The following is a 24,407-nucleotide window of genomic DNA, read 5'->3' on the forward strand; positions in this document are numbered from 1 at the left end:
CAGCCTTCATCTATTTCGCTTCAATGGTGCTTGACCACTTGATATTGATTTAACAGATCATCAAGACGAGTACTCAAATCAACTACTTGCTCGTCGGCAAAGGATGACTTTAATGCTAGTTCAACCATTTGGCGACGGCAGTCTTCAATTTGAAATAATAAATCATTCATTCTTCCCCTCATTTCGAGATCCTCCCACAAAGAAATAATTAGTTCCTTTATACCCTTTTTCTAATAATTGTAAACATTTTTCCCGGAAAATTTGTTAGGATAGTAATATAAAAAAATTGAAACCTTATGATAGGAAGTTACGTATATAAATATAGCCGCATAGAGCGGAGGTTGTGAAATGGAAGCGTTAGTGAAAAAGCGGATTAAGCAAGTATTGAAAGGTGATCAGAACGCCTTTGCCGAATTAGTCGAGCTTTATAAGGATAAAGTGTTCCAAATCTGCTACCGGATGCTTGGAAATCGTCATGAAGCAGAGGATATTGCCCAAGAAGCTTTTATCAGGGCATATGTCAATATTGAAACCTTTAATCAGAAGAGAAAGTTTTCGACCTGGCTATTTAGGATAGCGACAAATCTTTGTATCGACAGGATCCGTAAGAAGAAACCGGATTATTTCTTAGATGCAGAGGTAGCAGGGACTGAGGGCTTGACGATGTACTCACAAGTGGCTGCGGATGTTCAGCTCCCAGAAGAAGAAGTAGAGAATATGGAGCTTCAGGAAACTATTCAGAAGGAAATTTCCAAGTTGCCTGAGAAGTATCGATCGGTGATTGTTTTAAAATATATCGAGGAGCTTCCTCTTCAAGAAATCAGCGAGATATTGGATTTACCCCTGGGAACGGTTAAAACGAGAGTACATAGGGGGCGTGAAGCTCTCCGTAAACAATTAAGATCACTGTAGAGAGGGTGAGTGAATATGAAACCTTGTCCTGAAGAAATCATCGAGTATATGCACGATTATTTAGATGGAGATTTAAATAGAGAAAAAGAAGAAATGCTGAAGCATCATTTACAGGAATGCAGTGAGTGTCAGCATCACTTTCATGAGCTGAAAAAAGCGATTGCGTTTGTACAGAGTACCTCTCATATTAGTGCTTCTGCAGACTTTACAGATAAAGTTATGTCAAGATTGCCGAAAGAGAAGAAGAAAGTGGGGGTCGAGAGGTGGTTCCGCCACCATCCGCTACTCACGGCTGCTGCCCTATTCCTTTTCTTTATGACCGGCAGCTTCTTAACTTCATGGAATGACGATCAGGATTTTTCATTTACGAAGAATGCGAAGTTAGTGGTTCAGGATCATACGGTCGTGGTGCCTGAGGGTGAAGTCGTGAATGGAGATCTGACGGTCCGGAATGGTGATGTGAAAATTGAAGGAAAAGTAACGGGGAATGTGACGGTCATTAATGGAAATGTGACGGTCAATAACGGAAAGCAGTACTTGGCTTCTGCAGGGAGCGTGACAGGAGAAATCCATGAAATCGATGCAGCATTTGAGTGGCTTTGGTACCAGATCAAAAAAGGGGCTAAAGACACGATGGATTGGGGAAATTCGCAACTTGAAGAAAAGTAGGATAAAATAGAGGGGATGGAAGTAAGGTCCGTCCCTAAAAAGGACTGACATATATGAATCTATGTCAGTTTTTTTATGCAAAAACGTGAGTTCATGAATAGAAAAGAAAGAATCATGAAGCCGTGGGTGTCTTTCATTTGACAGTGATAAAATATGCTATAATAGGAACGTTACGAAAATGGAGAAGCCACACATGGCGGCTTACGCTTTCGATTAAGCTATTGGAGGATGTAATATGCCGTTTATCGATATTTTTTCGGATTACTCCGCGCTGGATTATGTCTCGGATATAGTAGATATACTCGTAGTATGGTTTGTAATCTATAAACTGATCATGCTGATAAAAGGAACGAAAGCAGTACAATTATTAAAAGGTATTTTTGTCATTATCATTGTGAGAGGTCTTAGTAGTATCTTTGGATTGGATACACTGGGATGGATGATGGAGCAAGCCCTCACATGGGGGTTCCTGGCGATTATTATCATTTTCCAGCCTGAACTCCGCAGAGCCCTTGAACAATTGGGAAGGGGCCGTTTATTCTCAAGGACTGGACTTCAGGAAGAAGAAGAGCAGGAGCAGATGATTGAATCAATGACGAAAGCCGTAAGCTACATGGCAAAACGTCGAATTGGTGCCCTCCTTACTCTTGAACGGGAAACAGGGATGAGTGATTATATTGAAACAGGTATACCACTCAATGCCAAGATTACTTCCCAATTGCTGATTAATATCTTTATTCCCAATACACCTCTTCATGATGGAGCTGTTATCATTCAAAAAAATCAAATTGCTGCAGCGGCTTGTTATCTTCCATTATCGGAAAGCCCATTCATTTCGAAAGAACTTGGAACAAGACACCGGGCAGCACTTGGCGTCAGTGAGGTAACAGATAGTATTACGATTGTTGTATCAGAAGAAACGGGAGCTATCTCCATTACGAAAAATGGAGAGTTACATCGCGACCTCTCTTTGGAGCGCTTCACAGAAATTCTTATGGTAGAGCTCATAGGCGATAAGACAAATGCTTCCTCGACGAAATGGAGTTTTAGGGGGAAGAAAGAAAATGGATAAATTCATGGAAAGTCGTTGGTTCATGCGTATTGTGGGATTGATGTTAGCATTCATTCTCTATCTCTCCGTCAACTTTGATGATATTCAGAAGACGGCTAACAACAACAACAACGGTAACTCTCAAAATGCGATTGAAACGATCCAGGACGTCCCGCTTGAAGTTTTCTATGATCGTGAGAATTTAGAAGTAAGCGGCTTGCCAGATACGGTGAATGTGACTGTAGAAGGATCTAAGGCAATTGTTCAACAAGCCAAACAAGTGAAGGATTTCCGGGTTTATGTAGACTTAAATGATATCGGTATCGGAGAGCATCAGGTTGATATTAATATAGATAATATTTCTGAAAAACTCAAAGTGAAACTCGATCCGGAATTCGTCAATATATCGGTTCAAGAAAAGGTAACCGAAGAATTTACGATTGAACCTCAATTCAATGAGAGTATTTTATCCAATGGATATGAAGCAGAAGGACTGGCTGTTGATCCGAAATCGGTGAAAGTGACAGGCTCGAAGGATGAAGTGGAGAGAATTGCATATGTCATTGCGACACTTGATCTTGATGAGGAAATCAATGAAAATGTCACAAGGGAAGCCAGGGTGCAAGTGCTTGACCGTGAGTATAATAAATTAGATGTTCAAATTGATCCGGAAGTGGTCGATGTGACCGTATCGGTTGTAAACAAAAGTAAGAGTGTACCGGTCACGATTAAACAAAAAGGTAGTCTTCCAGAAGGGACGACGCTGGAGTCGATTTCAGTTGAGCCTAAAGAGGCAACCATCTTCGGCAGACAGGATGTACTTGATACAGTGGAAGAGCTGCTTGCAGAAATAGACCTTTCTAAGATTACGAAGGATTCAACCATTACGGTACCGCTCGCCCTGCAAGATGGCTTAAATAAAGTGGCTCCTGAAGAAGTTAAGGTGAAGGTTGATGTCAACACAACCGAGGAAAAGAGCCTATCAGGACTTGAAATCACCCCACAAGGATTAGCTGAAGAATATGAATATACAATCATGTCACCTGAAAAAGGTGTCGTCAATGTAGCGCTGAAAGGTCAGAATGCACAGGTGAGCAAAGTGACGAAAGAAGACTTCTCGCTTGCTCTGGATCTTTCAGGGCTCGAGCCCGGTGAACATGAGGTGGAAATAGAGGCAGAAGGACCGGAGGATGTTGAATGGACCTTGTCTCAGCGAACAGTAAAAGTAGAAATTAAAGAAAAGAACACATCAGCATAAGAGCTGTAAAAAGGAGAGAATGACAATGGGTAAGTATTTTGGAACTGATGGAGTAAGAGGTGTAGCGAACACAGAATTAACACCGGAATTAGCATTTAAGCTTGGACGTTTCGGTGGATATGTTCTAACAAAGGATGCTACGCGTCCCAAAATATTGATTGGAAGAGATACTCGAATTTCCGGACATATGCTGGAAGGAGCTCTTGTAGCCGGACTTCTATCAATTGGTGCTGAAGTGATGCGCTTAGGTGTCATTTCAACTCCAGGGGTAGCTTACTTAACAAGAGCGTTAGGAGCTCAAGCTGGTGTCATGATCTCAGCTTCTCATAATCCTGTAGGGGATAACGGAATTAAATTCTTCGGACCGGATGGTTTCAAGTTATCGGATGACCAGGAAAATGAAATTGAAGATCTATTAGATCAAACAGTTGATCAGCTTCCTCGTCCAATCGGTGCTGATTTAGGACAAGTAAGTGACTATTTCGAAGGCGGTCAAAAATATCTGCAGTATTTAAAACAGTCAGTAGACGAAGATTTCGATGGTTTACATATTGCGTTAGATTGTGCACACGGTGCAACATCCGCTCTTGCTACTCATCTGTTTGCTGATTTGGATGCTGACATCTCGACGATGGGAGCATCACCAAACGGGTTGAATATCAATGAGGGTGTAGGATCTACCCACCCTGAAGCACTTGCTGAGATGGTGAAAGAAAAAGGTGCAGACCTGGGGCTTGCCTTTGATGGGGATGGGGACCGTATTATCGCAATCGATGAGCATGGACAAATCGTGGATGGTGACCAGATCATGTACATCTGCGGTAAATACTTAAAGTCACAAGGTCAGTTAAAACAGTCTACTGTCGTATCTACAGTCATGAGTAATCTTGGATTCCATAAAGGTCTTGAAGAGAATGGGATCCAAAGCATTCAAACCGCGGTTGGAGATCGTTATGTAGTGGAAGAAATGAAGAAACATGGCTATACTCTTGGCGGTGAGCAATCAGGCCACATCATCTTCCTGGATTACAATACAACAGGAGACGGTCTGTTAACGGGTATCCAACTTGTAAACATTATGAAAGTGACTGGCAAATCATTATCTGAACTAGCGGGAGAAATGCAAAAGTTCCCACAAAAACTTGTGAATGTACGAGTGACAGACAAGCACCATGTAACGGATAATGACATAGTTAAAAAAGTGATTCAAAAGGTTGAAGAAGAAATGAACGGAAATGGCCGTATCCTTGTTCGTCCTTCTGGAACGGAGCCGTTAGTGCGTGTCATGGCAGAAGCTCCTACCGAAGAACTTTGTGATCGTTATGTAAATGAAATCGTACAAGTCGTTGATGAAGAAATGGGTCTGAACGAATAGTGGAATTTATATGCATAAGGGGTCAATATGTGCCCCTTATGCATATTTAATAAGTAGAGTACTTTTGAATGTCATCGAACTAATGATCTGAAAAAGGAAGTTTTTTTCTAAGGGTTTATCACTGCTCTATTTCGGGAACATGACAATGGGATAACAACTTCTTGTTCTTGTAAGATTTTTATTGACTAAGGGAAACATGCTAGTGTATGATGATTTTGTTTTCGTTTTTCAAATTAAATGGAAATGATTCAAGAAGGAAAGGTGGATAGTGAGTAATCATCCTTATAAAGCGCCAGGGCTAAACGATGGATACGAAAAGGATCGTTTAGTTGACGAGGTGGAGGTTTATCGAGCATTCGGCGGATGCCTCCCGGTTCGCATGTTTCACCGAACCGAAAGTTTCTTCCTTAAATCGTTGAGGCAACTTAATGGACAAAGGGAAGAAAAAAGTGACCAATGAAAATACTAATGACAAACAGAGATAAGGGGGCAAGTTGTCCCCAAAAGAGTTCTTGCCCCCTTGCATGTTCAGGGAGGATATATTAATTATGTGTGGAATTGTTGGATATATTGGAAATTCAGATACAAAGGAAATTCTTTTAAAAGGTCTTGAAAAGCTTGAGTACCGCGGTTATGACTCTGCAGGTATTGCCATTCAAAACGATGAAGGCATCCATGTGTTTAAAGAGAAGGGTCGTATTGCCGACCTTCGCGGTATCGTTGATGAGAGTGTCTCAAGCAACACAGGAATCGGTCACACGCGCTGGGCTACCCACGGTGTACCAAGCAAGGTGAATGCTCACCCTCATCAAAGTAATTCAGGCCGTTTTACAATCGTTCATAACGGAGTAATCGAAAATTACTCTCAACTTAAGCGTGAATATTTAACGGATGTATCGTTCAAGAGTGACACGGATACAGAAGTAATCGTTCAGTTGATTGAAAAGATTGTAGAAGATGGAAACACGGTAGAGGAAGCTTTCCGTCAAACGTTAATGCTTCTTAAAGGCTCTTATGCCATCGCCCTTTTAGATTCTGAAAATGATGAAACAATCTATGTAGCGAAAAATAAAAGTCCACTGCTCGTAGGTCTTGGAAAAGACTTCAACGTTGTAGCAAGTGATGCTATGGCGATGATTCAAGTAACAGACCAATACGTTGAGCTTATGGATAAAGAAATGGTCATCGTAACGAAAGAAAAGGTTGAAATTCAAAATCTGATCGGTGAAGTAATGGAACGTGCTCCTTACACCGCTGAAATCGATGCGAGTGATATCGAAAAAGGAACATACCCTCACTATATGCTTAAAGAAATCGATGAACAGCCACTAGTGATGCGTAAAATCATTCAAGCTTACCAAAATGAGAACAACGAGCTTCACATCGATGAGCCAATCGTCGGCGCGATGAAAGAAGCGGACCGTGTCTACATCATTGCATGTGGAACGAGCTACCACGCTGGTCTTGTTGGAAAGCAATTCATCGAGAAGAGTGCAGGAATTCCTGTAGAAGTTCATGTAGCAAGCGAATTCAGTTACAATATGCCTTTACTTTCTAAGAAACCACTATTTATCTTTATTTCGCAAAGTGGTGAAACGGCAGATAGTCGTGCTGTACTGGTTCAAGTCAAAGAGCTTGGTCATAAATCATTAACGATTACAAACGTAGCGGGTTCTACGCTGTCTCGAGAAGCGGATTACACATTGCTTCTTCATGCAGGACCGGAAATCGCCGTTGCTTCAACAAAAGCGTACACAGCTCAGTTGGCTGTACTTGCTATCCTTGCACACGTTGCTGGGCAGGCATGTGGAAACAACCAGGACTTTGATCTTGTTCAAGAGCTTGGTATTGTTGCTACTGCGATGGAAGCACTTTGCGATACGAAAGAAGAGTTTGAAGATATCGCACGCGAATATCTGTCAACGACTCGCAACTGTTTCTTCATCGGCCGCTCACTGGACTTCTATGTAGGTCTGGAAGGCGCTTTGAAGCTGAAAGAAATCTCTTACATCCAGGCAGAAGGATTTGCCGGAGGAGAGCTTAAACACGGTACGATCGCTCTGATCGAAGAAGGTACTCCGATCGTTGCACTTGCAACTCAAGAAGAAGTAAACTTAGGCATCAGAGGAAATGTGAAAGAGGTAGTCGCTCGTGGAGCAAACCCTTGTATCATTTCCATGAAAGGCTTAGAAGACGAAGAAGATCGCTTCGTCATCCCGGAGGTTAACCCATTGTTAACACCTCTTATCTCTGTCATCCCATTACAATTAATTTCTTACTATGCTGCTCTGCACCGCGATTGTGATGTAGATAAGCCGCGTAACCTGGCAAAGTCGGTTACGGTTGAGTAAGAATTGAATAGACGAAAACCTGTGTGTGAGTAATATCTAATACTGTCATAAAATATATTTGATTTTGTCATATGTTATAAGATAGTATGCCAAAAATTATCACCTTGATATAGTTGTAATTCAACTATATCAAGGTTTTTTAGCTTTCTCCATCGTTGACGAAAAGTTTAATTCAAACTAAAAACAAGAAAATTACTTAGCCAAAAATATAATAAAAAATAGCATAAATCGTTGAGCTATATAATCGGGTAGAGATGTAGTTTTTTAATGAATGATTATTTTTTAAAACATTTGTAGTATAGGTGGAGATATAGTGTAAGGAGATGTGCTATTTCACATCCCCTTCATAATCAATTCGTACTTTAACCTCTACGTTTTGTAGCGAATCGTCTTTCAGCGATTTCAATTGATTAATGGACCATTTTTTAGGATCAAATCGATAGGGGATTTCAGCCAGACCGAAAATATCATGGTTTTCTCTAAATCCTTCCGTATAAGTCTTCTTGATCTCTTTTTTTACTTCTTCTTCCAATATGGATTTTAATTGTGGAGTCTTAAAGTGACCATCATTTTGAACTATATTTGCGGTGAGTTCCAGATTAATTTGAAAGGTTGGCTGAGGACCTGATAACGTTTTAATATTGAATTTAGCATTGGTGATATCAAATGCAACGACATGATCATCCTTATTGGTTTGAACGTGAAATTTCTTGAAATCTTTATTCGTCCATCGGATGCCGCGAAGACTCTCCTTATTCAAAAAAACAGTTTCTTTATCCTGTTCTACCACAAATCCTCCATCAATTACAACAATCTTTTTAGGTTTCTTTTCAATCCAGTCGGATTCATTTATGGAAACAGAAGGAATGATAATTGAACTAACCTTTTCGGTATAACTTGATAAAAATTCATGATATCTAACAACTGGAAAATAACTATTTGCCTCAATTAACGTTTCAGGATAGTAGATTAAGCTATAGACAGGGGGTAAATTAAAAAAGCTTTCTCCCTCCAAAATCGACATTATATCTTCTTTTGTTGCAAATACCCATGTATTATACCGGAAAAATGTACTTCGTGATATTAAGTCTTTGAAATTAGACAGTTTTTGTTTCATAACTGAATCGCTTAAAATAATATTTTTAACTTGGCCGTAGTGGAGTGGTAAAGTAGTTGTTTCTTCCAGGTTTCTAAGCGCTTGTTCAAACGAATTTCCTTTACCTATTCCTATGAGAGACGGAGGTGCTTCCTGCAGAGCTCCTCCTTCTTGTTTAGCGATATTAGCAAAACTTAAGGATTGAGTATAGACATAATATTCATCGTCTTTAAAATCAAAAGCTAATACAACAATATAATTCTGACTATGTGGTTCAACAGTTCCCCAGCATCCTTGAAGGGTAAGAACCATCATCGAAAGTAATAAAAAGCGAGTTTTTTTCATGATTCATCCTCTTTACGGTCCTCGTCTATAGGTTGATAGGCATTATTTCTTTTTTTGTTCCATTTATCAGGAATTCTAATATATGTTTTCAATAAGTCACTTGTGATTGGTTTGGCCAAAATGGGTACATAAGGCTGCTCAAAGCTTTTTAATGAAACCATATAGGTCGCTAAAAACAGAAGACACAAGAAAAAGCCGTAGAGACCCAGCATAATAGAAATAATTAAAATGAGATACCTCAGGATCAGGATATTTCCTGACAAACTCTGATTAACAAGGGTGTAGCTGGAAATGGCCGTAATCGCTGTGACAACCAACATGGTAGGAGAAGTAAGCCCAGCACGAATGGCAGCATCACCGACTATTAATCCTCCTAATACGGCGACCGTCTGACCTACAGCTTTTGGCAGCCGGATACCAGCTTCTTTAAATAGCTCAAATAAAATAAGCATGATAACCATTTCAATACCTGTAGATAAGGGAAGCCCCAATCGAGAGGTTGAAACGGTTGCCAGCAATGGATATGGGAGCTGATCCAAATGGTGAGTATTAAGGGCAACCCAATAACCTGGTAAAAAGATTGTGGTCAAAAGTGCTACAATACGAAATATTTTTTCAACACTAACATAAAAAAAACTAAGATGAGAGTCTTCGGGTGAATTTAATAAAGCATTTATACTGGTAGGGCCAATAATACAGCTTGGGTTTCCATCAACTAAAATGGCAAATCTCCCCTGATTCATTGCGTCCACAACATAATCGGGACGTCCCATATAATCTGTCAATGGAAACATTGACCATGTTTTATCATATAAGTGTTCTTCAAGTTGATTACTGGATGATAAAATATCGACCTCAATATTTTTTAATCTTGTTTGTATGAGGGAAAGAATATTTTTATTTAGAACATCTTCTAAATAAATGAGACAGACTTTAGTGTGACTTCGTTTACCCAGGGTAAACTGAATGCTTTTTAATGAGGTTGTTTTTAATCTCTGCCTGATCAGCGCGAGATTATCACCGATGCTTTCAACAAACCCGTCCCGCGGTCCTCGAATCGAAACTTCCGTATTTGATTCCTCAGGATTTCTTTTGGGTATGTTAGCTGCATCTATATAATGGAATGCTTGATCGTTCGATTTTATAAAAATAACGACCGATCCGGCAAACAGCCTTTCTTCGAACTCCTTTTTAAAATTTGCGGAATCCTGTGCCGGAAATGTAAATGCATTATAATCTAATGTAATGCTATCAGCTGTTTCATATAAAATCAGTTCTTTCCGAATACGTGGTATCACTGTTTCATTTAAATATTTTATATCTGTTAAGGACTGATGATAGATAAAGGTAATGTCTAAAGTTTCATTGTTGTTTGTTTCAAATTTCATTTCTTTTTTTTGAATTTCAGAGATGTTGTTTATCCACAAATCTAGCTGACAATAGGGATCGGTTTTATATTTTCTCGCTAGCATGTTGATTCCCCCCTTGCTTTTTCCATAGAATCATGACTAAAAAAAGCAAAATAAAGACTATCAGAAATCCAAGACTATATGGGTAGTACACATCTTTTAAGAGATGAACAAAAAGGACTGGTTTTATAGGTATATAGGCAGCGGCGAATAAAAGAAAATATATGACGAATATGGGCCACTTTTTGTTCAATCCAAATAAAATGTAATTAGCTAAGAATATACTTAAGCTTATCCGAATAAAGGCACCTGATAACCACTGGAATATGGAGAGGGAATCTAATCGAGTAATATACCTTCCGAATGATAATAATCTCCATTGTTCATAGGTTGGGCTCAGCATATGGCTGGCTTCACTGACATTGAATTCAGCAATTGCACCTGTTAATGGGCCCAACAACAGCATAATTAAAACTAACATTATAAAAAATAACCCTTTTAGATTCATCTTTTTATTGCTAAAAGGAATTAAGAATAAGATTAGAATGGTTTCAAAGCAGCCTATGGAAGCATACAAGCCGCCCGTCATAATTGGGCTAAGTCCCTCCTGAAAGGCCGGGAACAATAATGAATACTGCTTTTTTCCATGATTTCCAATACCGACAATAAACCCAAATAACGAAACGAATGGCAAAATTAAAAGTGCCAGCATACTGATAGTATGAATACCCTTCATTGAACAATACATACAGACTATTACCAGACATGAAGATATCACGGTCAATGGGACATCAAATGTATAATTGTTTTGCGCCCATCCGATCGTTGACCGTAAAGTAACGAATGCATTTAGAATGAAATAAATTGAAAACAGTATAGCTGTGAAATATCCAAAATAAGGGTGGATTTTCCTCTTCAAAAACGTTAAAATATCCATCCCTTTTAATCTTTTTATAATAAAAAAAACTAAAAATATCCAAATAATAGAAGGGATGAGACTGAAAAGGATACTGATCCATGCGTCTCTTTTTGCTACTGATAATAATGTTGGAATCAGCAAAACATGAACCATAAAACCAGTTGACATGATTATTAAAGCAAAAAAATGAATATTATAAAGGCTTCTACTGCTCATAAGTTCTCCTATGAAATGTTTTAAGTTGTTACTTATTATGAATAGGAATTCCAATATTATACGGGTTTTATATTATTAAAGAACTTTTTATTAATCAGCTAACTAAAGAAACAGGGTTAGTACAAAGCTCTTCTTTATTCAATTTATCCGGCGCGATAGCTGAAGACCGGGCAGTTGATCTCCAGCTTTTTCTTTGTTCAATTATTGGTCAGTAAAATTAAATAAAGTGGTTTCCGTCTAACTCTTAAAGAGGAGTGGATAATGTCAATAGAGTTTAAGATGGATTTCTGCTTACGAGGTCTAGACGATTTTTAAAACAATTTTGCTCATTGTTAAAATGAAGGTAAAGACCCTAGAATTGATAAATAATAGATAAATGTGGAATCCGAAGCACTTTCCTTTACCCAACCACGTAAAACCCTTATAATCATACAAATAGATTCATGTTCTCTTCGTGCACCAGCGAATATAGAGTAACCTGCTGCTTCCGCAGTCCAGGTTACTTTTTTATTGGAACGGGTACGATAATAGAGAATGAAAAACGGTGTGAAAGTAAGGGTATGATGATAAATGAAACAGTTATATAGACAGCATATATGGCTCGGAAGGTTCCTCGCGTCAGACCCGGGCCGCAAGAGATTTCAGCAGGCTGGTAAGGCAACGATCAGTTTAATATCGGCTGTGTTTACGATGCTGTTTTTATTAAAACTATTCGATCACACAGCGATTACGCCGGCCATTGTGTCAGGTATGGTGGGGATGCTTGGGATCTTCGTTGTCATGGATGACACAACGGCTAAAAAGAAGGTTACGACCCCGTTGATCGGTGTGGCGGTAGCGGTTGGAATCACATTGGGCTCTGCCTTCGCCCATTATAGTTTAGTTGTAAATATTCTACTGGTAGGAGCGATATTCAGCGCTTTTTACTTCTCCCGATTTGCCATCCGGTATTTTTCCATGGGAATGGCAGGATTCTTGTCGATTTATATTTCGTCGATTCTGCAGCTTGATGTGGCTCACCTTTCATGGTTCTACATCGGGATAGTGATTGGTGTCTTGTACGCTTTTCTTTATAACTTCATTATCTTTAAAGGTTCGGTTCATGTGTTAAGAAGGAGCATGCGTTCATTTCATATTCAATCCAACTTGACATTTACGATTTTAATGAAGATGATCGAGGATCCGGACACGAGTAGTAAACGGAGGAAGCTTCTCAATCGAAATGTTCGAAGGCTGAATGAGTATGCAAGAATCGTAGCCAGTGATATCAATGAGAATGATTTGAAGAAGCTTTGGCCTGGTATCGAGCCTTCGCAATTGCGTCTCTATGTTTTTGATACAGAGATGTTGATTCAGACGTTAACCGATTCTTTGAAGCGGCTCAAAGAGTTGGATGCCTTAGAGGTTACAGAGCTTAGACGCTTGTTGGTCTGGGTTCTCCGCTCGCTCCGTGATGCAGAGGTACTTGCCCAGGATTATGATCCCCGTTCCCTTGAAGAAGCGGAAATGGCCATTCAGGCCCTTCGTCTTCTTTTGTCAGAGGTGTTGAATCAAGAAGAAAAGCCTAAGGGCTGGGTGTACCTTCTAAGGCGTATCGAGTCCATTGCCAATCATGTACTGGAAGCAGCCATCACCATCCAAGAATCACTGAAGGTTTCAGAAATCAAGGATACGAACGTAAAGAATAAGGACGAGTCTCTTGATGAGGAAAAAGAGGATAAGCCTGAAGAAGAGCCCAAGAGTTTAAAACCTTCTACTCGTAAGGCGATTCAAGCGCTTGTAGCCGGTACGTTAGCGATTATTGTAGGGGAGTTGATTGCTCCAGCACAACCCTACTGGGTACTGTTAACCACTTTCATAATTCAAATTGGTACAGAGTCAGTAGGAAGAACCTATATGAAGGCCTTTCAGCGTTCAGTCGGAACGGTGATCGGGGCCATACTTGGATTCGGGGCTGCAAAGCTCGTTTCAGGAAATTCTGAGCTTGAAGTTTTCCTCTTGTTTGTCGTTCTGTTTCTGGCCTTCTATCTTTTCACGGTTTCGTATACACTCATGAGCTTGTTCATTACGATGCTCATCGCGTTTATGTATGACCTGCTCCTGGGCGGAATCAGTATGCAGCTGATGGGGGCACGGGTCATTGATACAATTGCTGGAGCGGTGATTGCCCTCACTGTCTCGGCATTTGTATTTCCAAAGAAAACGAAGGACAAGGTGGCAGATGCCTTTGATGATTTTCTTGAAGAGCTTGGAGGATATGTTTCTTCCTATATAAAAACCTTTACGAATATTGAAGACAAACCATTAACAGATCAAGCTTTCGATTTGGATCAGTTGCTTCAGGGAATTAAGGATGAGGCGCAATCGCTTTTACAAAGACCTGGTGCCGTGACAAGGTCGGGAATCGGTCGTTGGATCACAGTGGTGACAGCCATAAACTATTATGCGAAGCATCTGCTGGCTTCGTCTAATAGAAAAGTACCTACAAAGGTTTCGGATGAACTATCAAGTGTTTTTCACCAGACAGAGGAAAAAATTACTCATAACATAGAAACACTTCGACAATTATTAAAAGAAAATGAGGGCAGCCGTGTGTTGTGGAGCTTAGGTCAGGAGAGGGAGAAAATCGAAACCCTGGCACCGAGCTGGAAGAAATCACAGGTGGATCTGATTCATCACCTCTACTATGTGTGGAGAATCAATCAATCGATTGTAGCACTTGGTGAGGAATTGGGTGCTGAGGTGAAGGAAACTCAAACAAAAGGGTAAAGTGAAATTCACTTTACCCTTTTATTTATTGCGCTAATTCCACCTGGTTTATGAATATAATTATGTTGCAGATAGTCATTTTAGATAACTTCTTGTCAGAAATTGTTTTAACCCATCATTCTTCGGGAAAAGCATACCATCTGAATATCGTGAGGTGGAGGAAATGGCAGCCGAAAGCTTATTGCTAACAAAAGAAGATATGAAAAACCCTGAACTTGTTCCTCAATGGGTGATCGAAGAATATGAGAATTTTCATGAAGTTGTTACAGATCGAACGTTCCCTTGTTACTTCGGTATGACCGGAGAGAAAAAAGGAGAGCTTCGATATTCGTATATAAGTCACGATAATTGGGAGCATCTTCCCGAGACGATTCAAGAGTTTATCGACTTGTTCGATGTTCCACCAGGTGAGCGATTGATACGCCACGGATTCTTTTTGTTTGTTGAACCGGAGGATGAGGAGAGGTCCGTCCCTCATTATCGTGAGTATTTCTGGAAGATTCTGCAGTTTCTTCATAATGAAGATGAGGAGTCTTGGCCAGAGGATTATCCGGAGGATCCGGATCATCATTTGTGGGCGTTTTCGTTTGCCGGGGAGCCGTTTTTCGTGTTTGGGAATGCTCCTGCTTATAAGCAGCGAAAGACGAGAGACCTTGGGAATAGCTTGGTATTAGGCTTTCAGCCGAGAAGAATCTTTAAAGGGTTGGAAGGGACGTCAAAGGGTGGCATTATGTCTCGTGAGAAAGTAAGGGAGCGGGTCGAGAAGTGGGACAGATTACCGAAGCATCCGAATATCAGTCATTACGGAGATCCTGAACACCGTGAATGGAAGCAATACTTCATTGGAGACGACGTGGAACCGATCGAGGGCAAATGCCCCTTTCACCATAAATAAGAGAAAGAGTGTCAGGCCAAGCCTGACACTCTTTTCCTTAATAAATATCCACATTCCCACTGGAAACCGAAACATCGATGTTGTATTTACCAGACCCTGCCACACCTGAAAGATCCCCATCTTCTATCTTCTGATTCTTTAATGGAAGATTGCAGGAAATGTCTCCGCTGCTTGCTTTTCCGTTCAGCTTAAAGCTAGCATCTTCCGGCAGATCCAGGTTGACACCTCCAGAGCTTACATCAAAATTCAGGTCTCCCTTTAGAGTGTCCATCGAGACAGTTAATTCACCAGATGATAAGTCACCTTCCAGAGGACCTTCGTAGTTCGACAATTCTACATCCCCGGAGCTGATGTCTACATTACCTTCTTTTGTGGAGAGAGCATTCACGACCAAGTCTCCGGAAGAACCATCATGCTCGAATACATTCGTCTCAAGGTTTTCAAGGGTCATGTTTCCAGAACCCATTTCCACGGTTAACTCATCTAGCATCATTCGATTAACATCGGATTCTCCTGCAAATTGCAGGTTACCGGAACCAATCTCGATTTCCATGCTTCGATCATATTCTTTTGGAATGTACACGGTTACGTTTGATTTGCGGTTGAATCCTATCCATTCATACCATTTATGCTTTACAGCCACTTCAATGGTGTCTCCCTTTTTAGCTAAAGTCAGCGCCCCTTTTCCTTCAATGTCCACCTTTACTTCATTCTGATCCGCAGGGATGACTTCTGTGTCGCTGCCTTCCATTTTAAGATCGATGTGATCGATTTTGTCCGTTACCCCGATACGTTCTCCTGACTGACTTTCTTTAGCGAATAACGATGTATTGTCATTCAGGATGACGTATAGCGTTCCAAGTGCAAGCAGTGCAATGATCACGGCAAAAGCATTTTTCATAACTATCCCTCGCTTTGATTTGTTTTTCCATTTTATAGTATTATTTTAATGCAGCTGCCGGTTTATCACAATGAGCCATAGGATTATTTTTGAATCAGACCAGAGGCCGAGTTCGTGCGGGTTATGTAATTGAAAAGACCGGCCTTTGATGACCGGTCCGAACCTTTATTTTGCGATAAACATTTGCGTCCAATAAATTCCCTGGCTGGGATCCTTCGCCGTTCCAACACCAATATGAGTGACTTGCTTGTTTAAAATGTTTTTACGGTGACCGGGACTGTTCATCCATGCATTAACGACAGATTCAGGTGTTTTTTGTCCAACAGCAATGTTTTCAGCTGCCGTGGAGTAATCCACCCCGAAGTTCTCCATCATTTCAAAAGGGGATCCATACGTTGGAGACGTATGAGAGAAATAGTCATTTTCCTTCATGTCCTCTGATTTCATCTCCGCCACATTCGCTAACTCTCCATCCATCTTCAAGGCACCAAGTCCATTTTTCTTACGTTCCTGGTTGGTTAAATCAACGACCTGCTTCATAAAACCACTAGCATCGGATGCCTGTGCATCCTGTTTGGGTTGACCCTCTGCAGGTGGTTCTGGTTGTGCCGTATTCGGTTCTTGTGCAGGCTGATTCGGCTGACGTGCTTCTTCATTACCTGGCGCAGTTTCCTCACCGGGGTCTAAGTGGGTAAATTCGCGTAAGTCACCATTTGGGTCTATAGGAGCCATGAAACGGTGAAGGGGAGTTTGGTTTCCTTGCATTCCATCCATCCGATCTCTGCCATCGTTATCATAGGCAACAGGATCGTAATTCACGTTTTGTGTATCCATCAGGTTATCGTTTGCATCATTATTGTTACAGGCAGTCATCAGCATAAACGGGATGACGGCACAGGCTGTTATGGAAAAAAATCGTTTTTTCATGTCAGATCCTCCAATATTTTTAATTGCCTTTTATAAGTAGGCATTTAACAGTCTTTAATATGTACTTTCTACGTGTTCTTTACACTGTTAATAATAGGGTTTGCTTCTTTGTTAAAGAGGGTTTTGTGATTTGAACCCGAATAGTATGGATAAGAAAAAAGGAGGTTTTCCATCAATGGAACGAAAGCGATTACGGGAAATGGGAGTCGGTATCGGTTCTTTTTCAAGTGGGAAGTATAACAGCATTACCGATATTGAGGGAGTGAAGGTCGGGCATAAAACCCTTCACTATGAGCATGAAGGTAACGTGGTACGAACGGGTGTAACGGCGATTTTACCTCATGATGGCAATCTGTTTCGTGATAAGCTATGCGCGGGTTGTCATGTGATCAATGGCTTTGGAAAAACAGTCGGGACGATTCAAATCGAGGAGCTGGGTGTCCTTGAAAGTCCGATTCTCTTGACGAATACTCTTTCAGTTGGGGATGTGTTAAAAGGGACGGTTCAATATATGCTGGACGAAACACCTGAAATCGGAGACACAACGGGGACAGTAAATGTCATTGTGGGAGAATGCAATGATGGGTTTCTTAATGATATCCGCGGTCTTCATGTAAAGCCTGAAGATGCCAGGGAAGCAATTCTTCATGCACAATCCGGAACTGTAGAAGAAGGTTGTGTAGGAGCGGGAACGGGAATGCTTTGTTTAGGGTATAAAGGTGGTATAGGGACGAGCTCCAGGGAGTGTGCCTTTGGAGATGAGAAGTATACGGTGGGAGCCCTGGTGTTAACGAATTTTGGTCAGAGGAAAGATTTAAGGTTACCTATCCAAAACGCTTTGGAGGATCATAATACACCGGATGGATCAATCATGATCATCCTTGCGACGGACGCACCTCTAAATGAAAGACAGCTTAAACGACTGGCGAAACGTGCTTCATTCGGGCTTTCAAGAACGGGTTCGTATGCAGCCCATGGGAGTGGTGATGTTGTACTTGCGTTTTCTACAGCTCACCGCATTCCACATCAGCCTTCCAGTGATAATACAATTCCTTACGGTTTCATTAAAGAAGACGGACCGATCATCTCTACTCTATTTGAAATGGCAGTGGATAGCGTAGAAGAAGCCATATGGAACTCTCTCTGTAAAGCGGAAACCACAACGGGCAGGAATGGACGGAAGGTGGAAGCGATACCTTTAGATTTGGTTTATGGACTGACGAAATAAGACCTGAACCTTTATTCGTTACCTCTTTAGTATTATTTCTTTAATGGAAATTTATTTAACCATCCATTAAATGGGGTATACCATACATATGCGTGAATTATTTGGTTGAAGGAAGTGACAGTCATGAATTATACCCCTATGCCTCTTTCGTTTTTCCAACAGCCCACTTTGGAACTTGCAAAGTCTTTGTTGGGATGTGTGTTAGTGAAAGAGACGGAGGAGGGAACAGCTTCAGGTTATATTGTGGAAACGGAAGCGTATTTAGGGCCAAAGGATCGGGCGGCTCACAGCTATGGGAATAGACGGACGAAGCGGACGGAAATCATGTTTCATGAAGCCGGCAGAATCTATACATATGTTATGCATACTCACTGCCTGGTCAATGTAGTGAGTGGGGAAAAAGAAAAACCCGAAGCGATTCTCATTAGAGCGGTCGAACCCCTTGATGGCTTGGAGCTAATGGAAAGAAGACGATCAGGTCATGTGAAAAAAAATTGGACAAATGGCCCGGGAAAACTGACAAAAGCGTTAGGCATTTCCATGGAGGATTACGGAGGCAGCTTTCTGGAACCCCCTCTCATCATTTCAAAGGGATACCATCCTGAAGACATTGTGGAAGGAAAACGAATTGGGATCGATAACACAGGGGAAGCCAAAGATTATCCGTGGAGGTTCTGGGTAGAGGACAATCCTTATGTATCAAGATGATCATTTTTGGGAATTTTCTAATAATCAATTAAAAAAATAACCCATAAGTACTATGTTTGTGGTATATTTTTCTTGTAAGGAAAAATCATATACTGACAATTCGAATGGGAGCTTTGAACCTAAATGATAGATGGGCGCTTACATTTAGGGGAGCTAGTAGCGCAACCGACCACATACGAACGTAGGAATACGTTTTTGTGTGGTTTTTTTATAATCTATAGAGAGTATAGGGGTCCTATGAACATCTTTACTATTTTTCAAAACGACTATATTTATCATGATTTTCAGCCCTTATATGAAATGGGCAAGCATCAAACCCTCTATGCATATGAGGGCCTGTTACGAAACAAGTATAACGAAAATCCCGAAAATGTTTTTCAGTCTGCGATAAAAGCGAATATCTTGTATAAGCTTGATACCTTATCCATTTCAAAAGCTCTTGAAAGTTTTTCAGAGAATGGACTGAAGAACTGTAAGTTATTTCTTAATATTTATATCACAACGATTCTTCACCCAAGCTTTCATACCTATTTTTATGATCTCATGAAGAAACATCCTGACATATTGGGGCGTCTCGTTCTGGAGATTAATGAGTCGAGTGCTGAGGAGCTGTGGCAGAATCCAATATTAAAAGAGTCTCTCAAAGAACTTAAGCAATATGGTGTTTGGTATGCGATTGATGACTTCGGGCAAGGCACTTCCTCCATCAAGAAATCTATTGAATATGAACCTGAAATCATTAAGATGGATCGCTATTTTGCTTTGAACCTAGCTCGAGACGATAAGAAACAACGATTCCTTTCCTTTTTCAATCAATTCTACGGTAAGGATACGTTAATTGTGTTAGAAGGCATTGAAACCAAACAGGATATGCAAGTGGCAAAGGACATTGGGATTACAATAGGGCAAGGCTTTTATCTGGGAAGGCCGAGTCGGTTATTGGCTTAAATGAGAATGGTGACTCTGAAATACAGGAGTCACCTTTTTTCGAGGATATCTGACGTATTATTATCCGAATTAAAATAAAATTGAAAATATTTAACATTTCCATTAAACTGAGGAAAAAGAGAAAAAAGGGGATCAGGGTATGAGGCTTCTCACATTTCCGCTGAAATTTATGTTCTATTATATTCTCGGGTTAATTGGTATTTTGGCCGTGAGTATTGCTCCTGAAGTATTTAAGGAGAGGGGTCTGTACAACTTTGTCGGTTTCTTGGAAGAGTTTTATAAGTTTGTTTTTGTTTTTTTAGACGGTGAAAATTGGAGCTATTCATATAAAGGGATAACCGTCGATTTTCTGGACATGCTTTGGGGTCCTTATCTGTATTCTTTACAGATTATCGGTGGAGCTTTAGGCTTGGGTCTGGGAATAGCATTCATCCTTACCATCTTCACAGTGTTTTTGCCCCGGTGGGTTACGTCTTCTCTAAAGAAAGTATTAAACCTCTTTGAGACGGTGCCTGACTTAATGTTTGCGTTTATGCTCCAGCTTCTCATTGTCTATGTTATTAAATATTTTGGCTTTGAGTTGATGAATTTCACGGAGTATGGGGATGAAAAGATCTTCCTTGCACCAATCATTACATTATCGATTATTCCCATGATCTCTTTCTTTCGTATTCTCCTTTTTATTACGGAAGAAGAAATGCTAAAGCCACATATAGAGTTTGCCCAAAGTAAAGGCATGTCGAAAGGGAGGATCCTTTTTGCTCACATATTGAAAAATATTTCTCCCAGCCTGTTTTATCATGGAAAGCTGATCATATGGGGGATGCTGTCGAGCTTATTCATCATTGAAACGATTTTCAATATGAGAGGAATCACGTATTATATCGTTCAAGACTTCAGACCAATGGTCATAGCCATCTCACTGATTATGATATACACGCCTTTTTTTGTAGTGTATCAAGGTGTATATCTATGGATTAATCGGGAGGGAAGCGTCGACCACACCAAATATAAAAAGGAAAAAATGAAGTGGAAAGAATGGAAGATATGGAGCTGGCTTTCTACTATAAGACGGCTTTGGTGGCAGCATATGCATAATGGGAAGTTTGCCATCGGGTTTAGTGTCATCTTTCTCTTGATTGCTGTCAGCTTCCTGTATCCAATGATGAAAGAAGATCCGATTAAACAAATTCAGTTTATGAAGAACGATGAGGGACGAATCATCAGTGCACCTCCACATAAGCCATTTGGAGAGATGATCTTAGGATCGGATTTCTTCGGGTATAGCATCCTCGATCAACTGATCGTCGGGGCAAAGTATACCCTCTTATTTGCATTGGTTGTCGCTTCTTTAAGGGTGATAGGTGGATTCTATCTTGGAATAGCCTATCATTTTCACTTAAAAGAAAACAGGAAAAATTGGCTTGATCGTATGGTGGATTCCATTCATTTTCTTCCTTTAAGTCTCATTGCGTATCTTCTATTAAGGCCAGTGCTTTGGGGATTGCCCGTTTTAGGGTGGGATCACTCCATCTTTGAAAGACTCGTTTTTGAAGCTGTCGTGTTAACGATTCTTGTCCTCCCGTTAACAACGGTTTTAATAGGGAATGAACTGAAGTTATTAGGAAAACAGGATTTTGTTCTTTCGGCCAAGCTCTTAGGGGGAAGCAATAAGCATTTGCTATGGACGCATCTATTCCCTCATCTGGCACCAAGATTATTCATTATATGGGGGCAGCAGTTTATCCAAACGCTTCTCATTCTTGTCCATCTGGGATTGTTTCATCTGTTCTTAGGAGGAACGATCATCACAGGAGGTCTTGTTCCCGACCCTCCGAAATCAGGAACATTTGAATGGTCAGGTCTGATCAGTTCCACTAAAGATTCCTTAATGACAGGAAAGTACTGGATTGTCATCGCTCCATTAGCAGCCTTTATGATTGCTATCATTGCCATGCAGTTGATTGTGCAAGGTGTGAAGGAAATCCAGCAAACAAAGGTAGGGGTCCTGGTGAACAACACCCCGATTAAGACCAACCATAGGCTGGTCAAGAAGAAAACCTACCGTCCAGTGACGGAAGACTTCCATTTGGTTCGACAACAATCCTTGAAGGGATAAAGGGGAGATAGAAAGTGAGTAGAAAGAGTCCTAAATTACCACTAACCGATGAGGAAAGATCGGCACTTCGTAAAGAAAAGATCAGACTGGGAGACATCTTCGAACTGTCTCCCGATGTTTTAAGTGAAAAACTAAACATTTCTATGGCTAGAGCCCGGTACTTAGTCGGCATGTCCATTTTCCAACGAATTCCGTCGATCGGACCAAATATGGCGCATAATGTGGTTGAAGATCTTGGTTTTCATTCTTACGAAGACATAAAGAATGAAAAAGGGGAAGACCTCATTATAGACTTAGAAAAGAAGCACGGCGTCTGGATGGACCCATGCGTGGAAGACTCCCTCAGGTGCGTCGTCCACCACGCAAACAATCCAACTTCCACCAAAAACTGGTGGGACTTCACCACCCAAAGAAAAAACTACCGCCAAACCCACGGTTACCCCAGCGACCGACCCACCAAAGGCTGGGATGAGGGACGGACCTCATAAACCAAAAGGCAGGAAGCGAGAATCAGCTTCCTGCCTTTATTTACGCTCTCTTCAGGGACGGACCTCTTTCGTATATACTCCTCAAAATGGACATGATAAAGGAAAAGGAGTGATGAAAGTGAGAAGCCTGTTCATCTGTTTACTATTGCCGATCTTTTTTCATGCTTCATCTTCTGCAAGAAACATCCTGCCCCTTCCAGCTCATCATAATGAACTCGCAATCGTTATTGATGATTTAGGAAACGACATGAAGGGAACAGAAGAAATCCTGAAATTACCCGTCACCTTGACGATTGCAGTTATGCCCTTTCTGCCAACAACAAGGAAAGATGCTGAAAAGGCACATGGGCTGGGCCATGAGGTCATCGTCCATCTACCAATGGAACCGATGTACGGGAAAGCAAGCTGGCTTGGACCAGGGGCAATCACCACTTCGCTTTCAAATGACGAAATCCGGAAAAGAGTAGAAAAGGCAATCGAAGAGGTTCCCTATGCTGTAGGAGTCAATCACCATATGGGATCAAGGGCAACAGCCAATGAGAGGGTCATGAGGATCGTATTAGCAGTATGCAAGGAAAAGGGATTATTTTATTTGGATAGTAAAACAACGGGGAAGAGTGTCATTCCAAAGCTTGCAAAAGAATTGGACGTCCCCTATCTTGAAAACGAATTATTCTTTGATGATGTCTATACCATCCAGCATATCGGAAAGCAAGCCAAGCTTCTGTCTAAAGAATTAGACAGTGACACTTCCACCATTGCCATAGGTCATGTCGGGGTCACAGGAATCAAGGTCGCCACCATGCTTCAAGAGTTTCTTCCTCTTTATGAGAAAAAAGCTTCCATTGTCCCATTGTCAGATTTAATACCTGAATATCATTTGATTGATGAGAGCATGCCTTGATGGTGTGCTTTTTATTTGTAAATCTTCTGTTAAACCAATGCTTATTTTTTTGATATAAGAAGACCCTCCCTTATAATCAGAAGGTAGGAAGGAGATGATTCCAAATGGATTATGCAATTGTGACGGGAGCAACAAGAGGGCTGGGTGAATCGATCGCCAAGCTATTTATCGAAAAGGGCATAGGTTTAATCAATATTTCCAGATCAGATAATGAAAGACTGCAAAAGCTTGCCGGGGAAAAAGGGGTATCGTATGACTTCATTCCATGCGATCTTGCACAATCAGGAGAAACAGAAGCGGTCTTCCATGAAATGGGGACAAAAGTATTTGGATATCAACCCGAAAGAGTCTATGTTGTTCAAAATGCCGGAGTGGTGACACCAATCAACCCGTCTGGTGAGGTAGAAACCCAAGCCCTTGAAACGAGTGTGCATGTGAATTTACTATCACCGATGATTGCTACCAATGAAATGTTAAGAGCAGCCCGGGATTCTGACACAAAGATGATCATGATCAATATCAGCTCAGGAGCAGGAAGTCGCCCTGTTCACGGATGGAGTACGTACTGCGCAACCAAAGCAGGCGTGAACATGTTGACGGAAACCGTAAGCTTAGAGCTTTCTAAAAAGCATAGCCGACATCAAGTGATTGCCTTCAGTCCGGGGGTCATGGATACGGACATGCAAGGGGAGATCCGTTCCTCCTCTAAAGAAGCCTTTGCTGATGTCGAATCCTTTCAGCGCTACAAAGTGGAAGGAATGCTTCGCGAAACGGATACGGTCGCAAATGCACTGGTTAAACTTGTAACAGAAAGCGAAATCGAAAGTGGTAAGCTGTATCATGTAAATGATTTGTTATAAAAAGAAAGCAGATTCCTGGGAGGGGATTTGCTTTTTTCTTGTATCAAAAAAGAGACAAA

Annotated in this window: 21 protein-coding genes and 1 riboswitch; of the genes, 15 read left to right on the top strand and 6 right to left on the bottom strand. The window is 40.9% G+C overall.

Annotated elements, in window-relative coordinates; genetic code table 11:
- Nucleotides 1-20: 20 nt before the first annotated feature.
- Complete coding sequence (locus tag ACYH0O_RS01010) at nt 21-182, bottom strand: aspartyl-phosphate phosphatase Spo0E family protein (RefSeq protein ID WP_098351124.1); 162 nt, start codon at nt 180-182, stop codon at nt 21-23.
- 166 nt (nt 183-348) lie between these two features.
- On the opposite strand from ACYH0O_RS01010, the gene sigW reads away from it, so the two are divergent.
- The 6 genes from sigW to glmS all read left to right on the top strand — a co-directional run bounded on the left by sigW (nt 349) and on the right by glmS (nt 7,616).
- Nucleotides 349-912 (top strand): RNA polymerase sigma factor SigW, encoded by a 564-nt coding sequence (sigW, locus tag ACYH0O_RS01015; protein ID WP_113970158.1) that lies wholly within the window; start codon nt 349-351, stop codon nt 910-912.
- A gap of 15 nt (nt 913-927) precedes the next feature.
- Nucleotides 928-1,581: a zf-HC2 domain-containing protein gene (locus tag ACYH0O_RS01020; protein WP_482630789.1), complete on the top strand. Its 654-nt coding sequence runs from the start codon at nt 928-930 to the stop codon at nt 1,579-1,581.
- A 235-nt stretch (nt 1,582-1,816) separates the two neighbouring features.
- Nucleotides 1,817-2,653, top strand: a complete 837-nt coding sequence (cdaA, locus tag ACYH0O_RS01025) for a diadenylate cyclase CdaA (RefSeq protein ID WP_148971376.1) — start codon at nt 1,817-1,819, stop codon at nt 2,651-2,653.
- On the top strand, nt 2,646-3,890 hold the full coding sequence (locus tag ACYH0O_RS01030) for a CdaR family protein (protein WP_482630790.1): 1,245 nt from the start codon (nt 2,646-2,648) through the stop codon (nt 3,888-3,890). Before cdaA ends, ACYH0O_RS01030 begins: the two co-directional genes overlap by 8 nt.
- Before the next feature lie 25 nt (nt 3,891-3,915).
- A complete protein-coding gene (glmM, locus tag ACYH0O_RS01035; RefSeq protein ID WP_482630791.1) occupies nt 3,916-5,265 on the top strand; it encodes a phosphoglucosamine mutase in 1,350 nt (449 codons plus the stop codon).
- A gap of 548 nt (nt 5,266-5,813) precedes the next feature.
- Entirely contained in the window at nt 5,814-7,616 is a 1,803-nt protein-coding gene (glmS, locus tag ACYH0O_RS01040; protein WP_482630792.1) for a glutamine--fructose-6-phosphate transaminase (isomerizing), read from the top strand.
- 328 nt (nt 7,617-7,944) lie between these two features.
- On the opposite strand, the gene ACYH0O_RS01045 is transcribed toward glmS, so the two are convergent.
- The 3 genes from ACYH0O_RS01045 to ACYH0O_RS01055 are packed head-to-tail and all read right to left on the bottom strand — an operon-like array spanning nt 7,945 to nt 11,601.
- Nucleotides 7,945-9,057, bottom strand: coding sequence for a Ger(x)C family spore germination protein (locus ACYH0O_RS01045; protein ID WP_482630793.1), 1,113 nt, complete (start codon nt 9,055-9,057; stop codon nt 7,945-7,947).
- On the bottom strand, nt 9,054-10,529 hold the full coding sequence (locus tag ACYH0O_RS01050) for a spore germination protein (protein WP_482630794.1): 1,476 nt from the start codon (nt 10,527-10,529) through the stop codon (nt 9,054-9,056). The genes ACYH0O_RS01045 and ACYH0O_RS01050 overlap by 4 nt, the downstream gene beginning before the upstream one ends.
- On the bottom strand, nt 10,510-11,601 hold the full coding sequence (locus tag ACYH0O_RS01055) for a GerAB/ArcD/ProY family transporter (RefSeq protein WP_482630795.1): 1,092 nt from the start codon (nt 11,599-11,601) through the stop codon (nt 10,510-10,512). The genes ACYH0O_RS01050 and ACYH0O_RS01055 overlap by 20 nt, the downstream gene beginning before the upstream one ends.
- A gap of 570 nt (nt 11,602-12,171) precedes the next feature.
- Here ACYH0O_RS01055 and ACYH0O_RS01060 point away from each other — a divergent pair.
- Together ACYH0O_RS01060 and ACYH0O_RS01065 are read left to right on the top strand one after the other, a co-directional pair.
- Nucleotides 12,172-14,370, top strand: a complete 2,199-nt coding sequence (locus tag ACYH0O_RS01060) for an FUSC family protein (protein ID WP_482630796.1) — start codon at nt 12,172-12,174, stop codon at nt 14,368-14,370.
- Nucleotides 14,371-14,533: 163 nt separating this feature from the next.
- Nucleotides 14,534-15,265, top strand: coding sequence for a YqcI/YcgG family protein (locus ACYH0O_RS01065; RefSeq protein ID WP_482630797.1), 732 nt, complete (start codon nt 14,534-14,536; stop codon nt 15,263-15,265).
- A gap of 37 nt (nt 15,266-15,302) precedes the next feature.
- Here the strand turns inward: ACYH0O_RS01065 and liaG are convergent, their stop codons facing one another.
- Together liaG and ACYH0O_RS01075 are read right to left on the bottom strand one after the other, a co-directional pair.
- Nucleotides 15,303-16,166, bottom strand: a complete 864-nt coding sequence (gene liaG / locus ACYH0O_RS01070) for a LiaG family protein (protein WP_482630798.1) — start codon at nt 16,164-16,166, stop codon at nt 15,303-15,305.
- 165 nt (nt 16,167-16,331) lie between these two features.
- Complete coding sequence (locus tag ACYH0O_RS01075; protein WP_482630799.1) at nt 16,332-17,093, bottom strand: CAP domain-containing protein; 762 nt, start codon at nt 17,091-17,093, stop codon at nt 16,332-16,334.
- Between the two features lie 175 nt (nt 17,094-17,268).
- Here ACYH0O_RS01075 and ACYH0O_RS01080 point away from each other — a divergent pair, with 175 nt between their 5' ends.
- The 7 genes from ACYH0O_RS01080 to ACYH0O_RS01110 all read left to right on the top strand — a co-directional run bounded on the left by ACYH0O_RS01080 (nt 17,269) and on the right by ACYH0O_RS01110 (nt 24,348).
- Nucleotides 17,269-18,321 carry a DmpA family aminopeptidase gene (locus tag ACYH0O_RS01080; RefSeq protein WP_482630800.1) on the top strand — a complete coding sequence of 351 codons (1,053 nt, stop codon included), beginning with the start codon at nt 17,269-17,271 and terminating at the stop codon, nt 18,319-18,321.
- A gap of 123 nt (nt 18,322-18,444) precedes the next feature.
- The gene (locus tag ACYH0O_RS01085; protein ID WP_482630801.1) at nt 18,445-19,029 is read left to right on the top strand and encodes a DNA-3-methyladenine glycosylase; all 585 of its coding nucleotides are present in this window, start codon (nt 18,445-18,447) and stop codon (nt 19,027-19,029) included.
- Nucleotides 19,030-19,128: 99 nt separating this feature from the next.
- A riboswitch (cyclic di-GMP riboswitch) is annotated at nt 19,129-19,209 on the top strand.
- A gap of 57 nt (nt 19,210-19,266) precedes the next feature.
- A complete protein-coding gene (locus ACYH0O_RS01090; RefSeq protein WP_482630802.1) occupies nt 19,267-19,977 on the top strand; it encodes an EAL domain-containing protein in 711 nt (236 codons plus the stop codon).
- 139 nt (nt 19,978-20,116) lie between these two features.
- On the top strand, nt 20,117-22,096 hold the full coding sequence (locus ACYH0O_RS01095; RefSeq protein ID WP_482630803.1) for an ABC transporter permease subunit: 1,980 nt from the start codon (nt 20,117-20,119) through the stop codon (nt 22,094-22,096).
- Between the two features lie 14 nt (nt 22,097-22,110).
- The gene (locus ACYH0O_RS01100) at nt 22,111-22,584 is read left to right on the top strand and encodes a helix-hairpin-helix domain-containing protein (RefSeq protein ID WP_482630804.1); all 474 of its coding nucleotides are present in this window, start codon (nt 22,111-22,113) and stop codon (nt 22,582-22,584) included.
- Nucleotides 22,585-22,696: 112 nt separating this feature from the next.
- Nucleotides 22,697-23,488 (top strand): divergent polysaccharide deacetylase family protein, encoded by a 792-nt coding sequence (locus tag ACYH0O_RS01105; RefSeq protein ID WP_482630805.1) that lies wholly within the window; start codon nt 22,697-22,699, stop codon nt 23,486-23,488.
- A 104-nt stretch (nt 23,489-23,592) separates the two neighbouring features.
- Entirely contained in the window at nt 23,593-24,348 is a 756-nt protein-coding gene (locus ACYH0O_RS01110) for a (S)-benzoin forming benzil reductase (protein ID WP_482630806.1), read from the top strand.
- The last annotated feature ends 59 nt before the right edge of the window (nt 24,349-24,407 follow it).

Source organism: Rossellomorea sp. H136, assembly GCF_056838065.1.

Excerpts from the sequence above, each read along its gene's own strand:
- glmM (WP_482630791.1), top strand. The coding sequence starts at position 3,916 with ATGGGTAAGTATTTTGGAACTGATGGAGTAAGAGGTGTAGCGAACACA.
- ACYH0O_RS01020 (WP_482630789.1), top strand. The coding sequence starts at position 928 with ATGAAACCTTGTCCTGAAGAAATCATCGAGTATATGCACGATTATTTA.
- ACYH0O_RS01095 (WP_482630803.1), top strand. The coding sequence starts at position 20,117 with ATGAGGCTTCTCACATTTCCGCTGAAATTTATGTTCTATTATATTCTC.
- ACYH0O_RS01085 (WP_482630801.1), top strand. The coding sequence starts at position 18,445 with ATGAATTATACCCCTATGCCTCTTTCGTTTTTCCAACAGCCCACTTTG.
- ACYH0O_RS01045 (WP_482630793.1), bottom strand. The coding sequence starts at position 9,057 with ATGAAAAAAACTCGCTTTTTATTACTTTCGATGATGGTTCTTACCCTT.
- ACYH0O_RS01065 (WP_482630797.1), top strand. The coding sequence starts at position 14,534 with ATGGCAGCCGAAAGCTTATTGCTAACAAAAGAAGATATGAAAAACCCT.
- cdaA (WP_148971376.1), top strand. The coding sequence starts at position 1,817 with ATGCCGTTTATCGATATTTTTTCGGATTACTCCGCGCTGGATTATGTC.
- sigW (WP_113970158.1), top strand. The coding sequence starts at position 349 with ATGGAAGCGTTAGTGAAAAAGCGGATTAAGCAAGTATTGAAAGGTGAT.
- liaG (WP_482630798.1), bottom strand. The coding sequence starts at position 16,166 with ATGAAAAATGCTTTTGCCGTGATCATTGCACTGCTTGCACTTGGAACG.
- ACYH0O_RS01010 (WP_098351124.1), bottom strand. The coding sequence starts at position 182 with ATGAGGGGAAGAATGAATGATTTATTATTTCAAATTGAAGACTGCCGT.
- ACYH0O_RS01110 (WP_482630806.1), top strand. The coding sequence starts at position 23,593 with ATGGATTATGCAATTGTGACGGGAGCAACAAGAGGGCTGGGTGAATCG.
- ACYH0O_RS01090 (WP_482630802.1), top strand. The coding sequence starts at position 19,267 with ATGAACATCTTTACTATTTTTCAAAACGACTATATTTATCATGATTTT.
- ACYH0O_RS01060 (WP_482630796.1), top strand. The coding sequence starts at position 12,172 with ATGAAACAGTTATATAGACAGCATATATGGCTCGGAAGGTTCCTCGCG.
- ACYH0O_RS01075 (WP_482630799.1), bottom strand. The coding sequence starts at position 17,093 with ATGAAAAAACGATTTTTTTCCATAACAGCCTGTGCCGTCATCCCGTTT.
- ACYH0O_RS01055 (WP_482630795.1), bottom strand. The coding sequence starts at position 11,601 with ATGAGCAGTAGAAGCCTTTATAATATTCATTTTTTTGCTTTAATAATC.
- ACYH0O_RS01080 (WP_482630800.1), top strand. The coding sequence starts at position 17,269 with ATGGAACGAAAGCGATTACGGGAAATGGGAGTCGGTATCGGTTCTTTT.
- ACYH0O_RS01105 (WP_482630805.1), top strand. The coding sequence starts at position 22,697 with ATGAAAGTGAGAAGCCTGTTCATCTGTTTACTATTGCCGATCTTTTTT.
- glmS (WP_482630792.1), top strand. The coding sequence starts at position 5,814 with ATGTGTGGAATTGTTGGATATATTGGAAATTCAGATACAAAGGAAATT.
- ACYH0O_RS01030 (WP_482630790.1), top strand. The coding sequence starts at position 2,646 with ATGGATAAATTCATGGAAAGTCGTTGGTTCATGCGTATTGTGGGATTG.
- ACYH0O_RS01050 (WP_482630794.1), bottom strand. The coding sequence starts at position 10,529 with ATGCTAGCGAGAAAATATAAAACCGATCCCTATTGTCAGCTAGATTTG.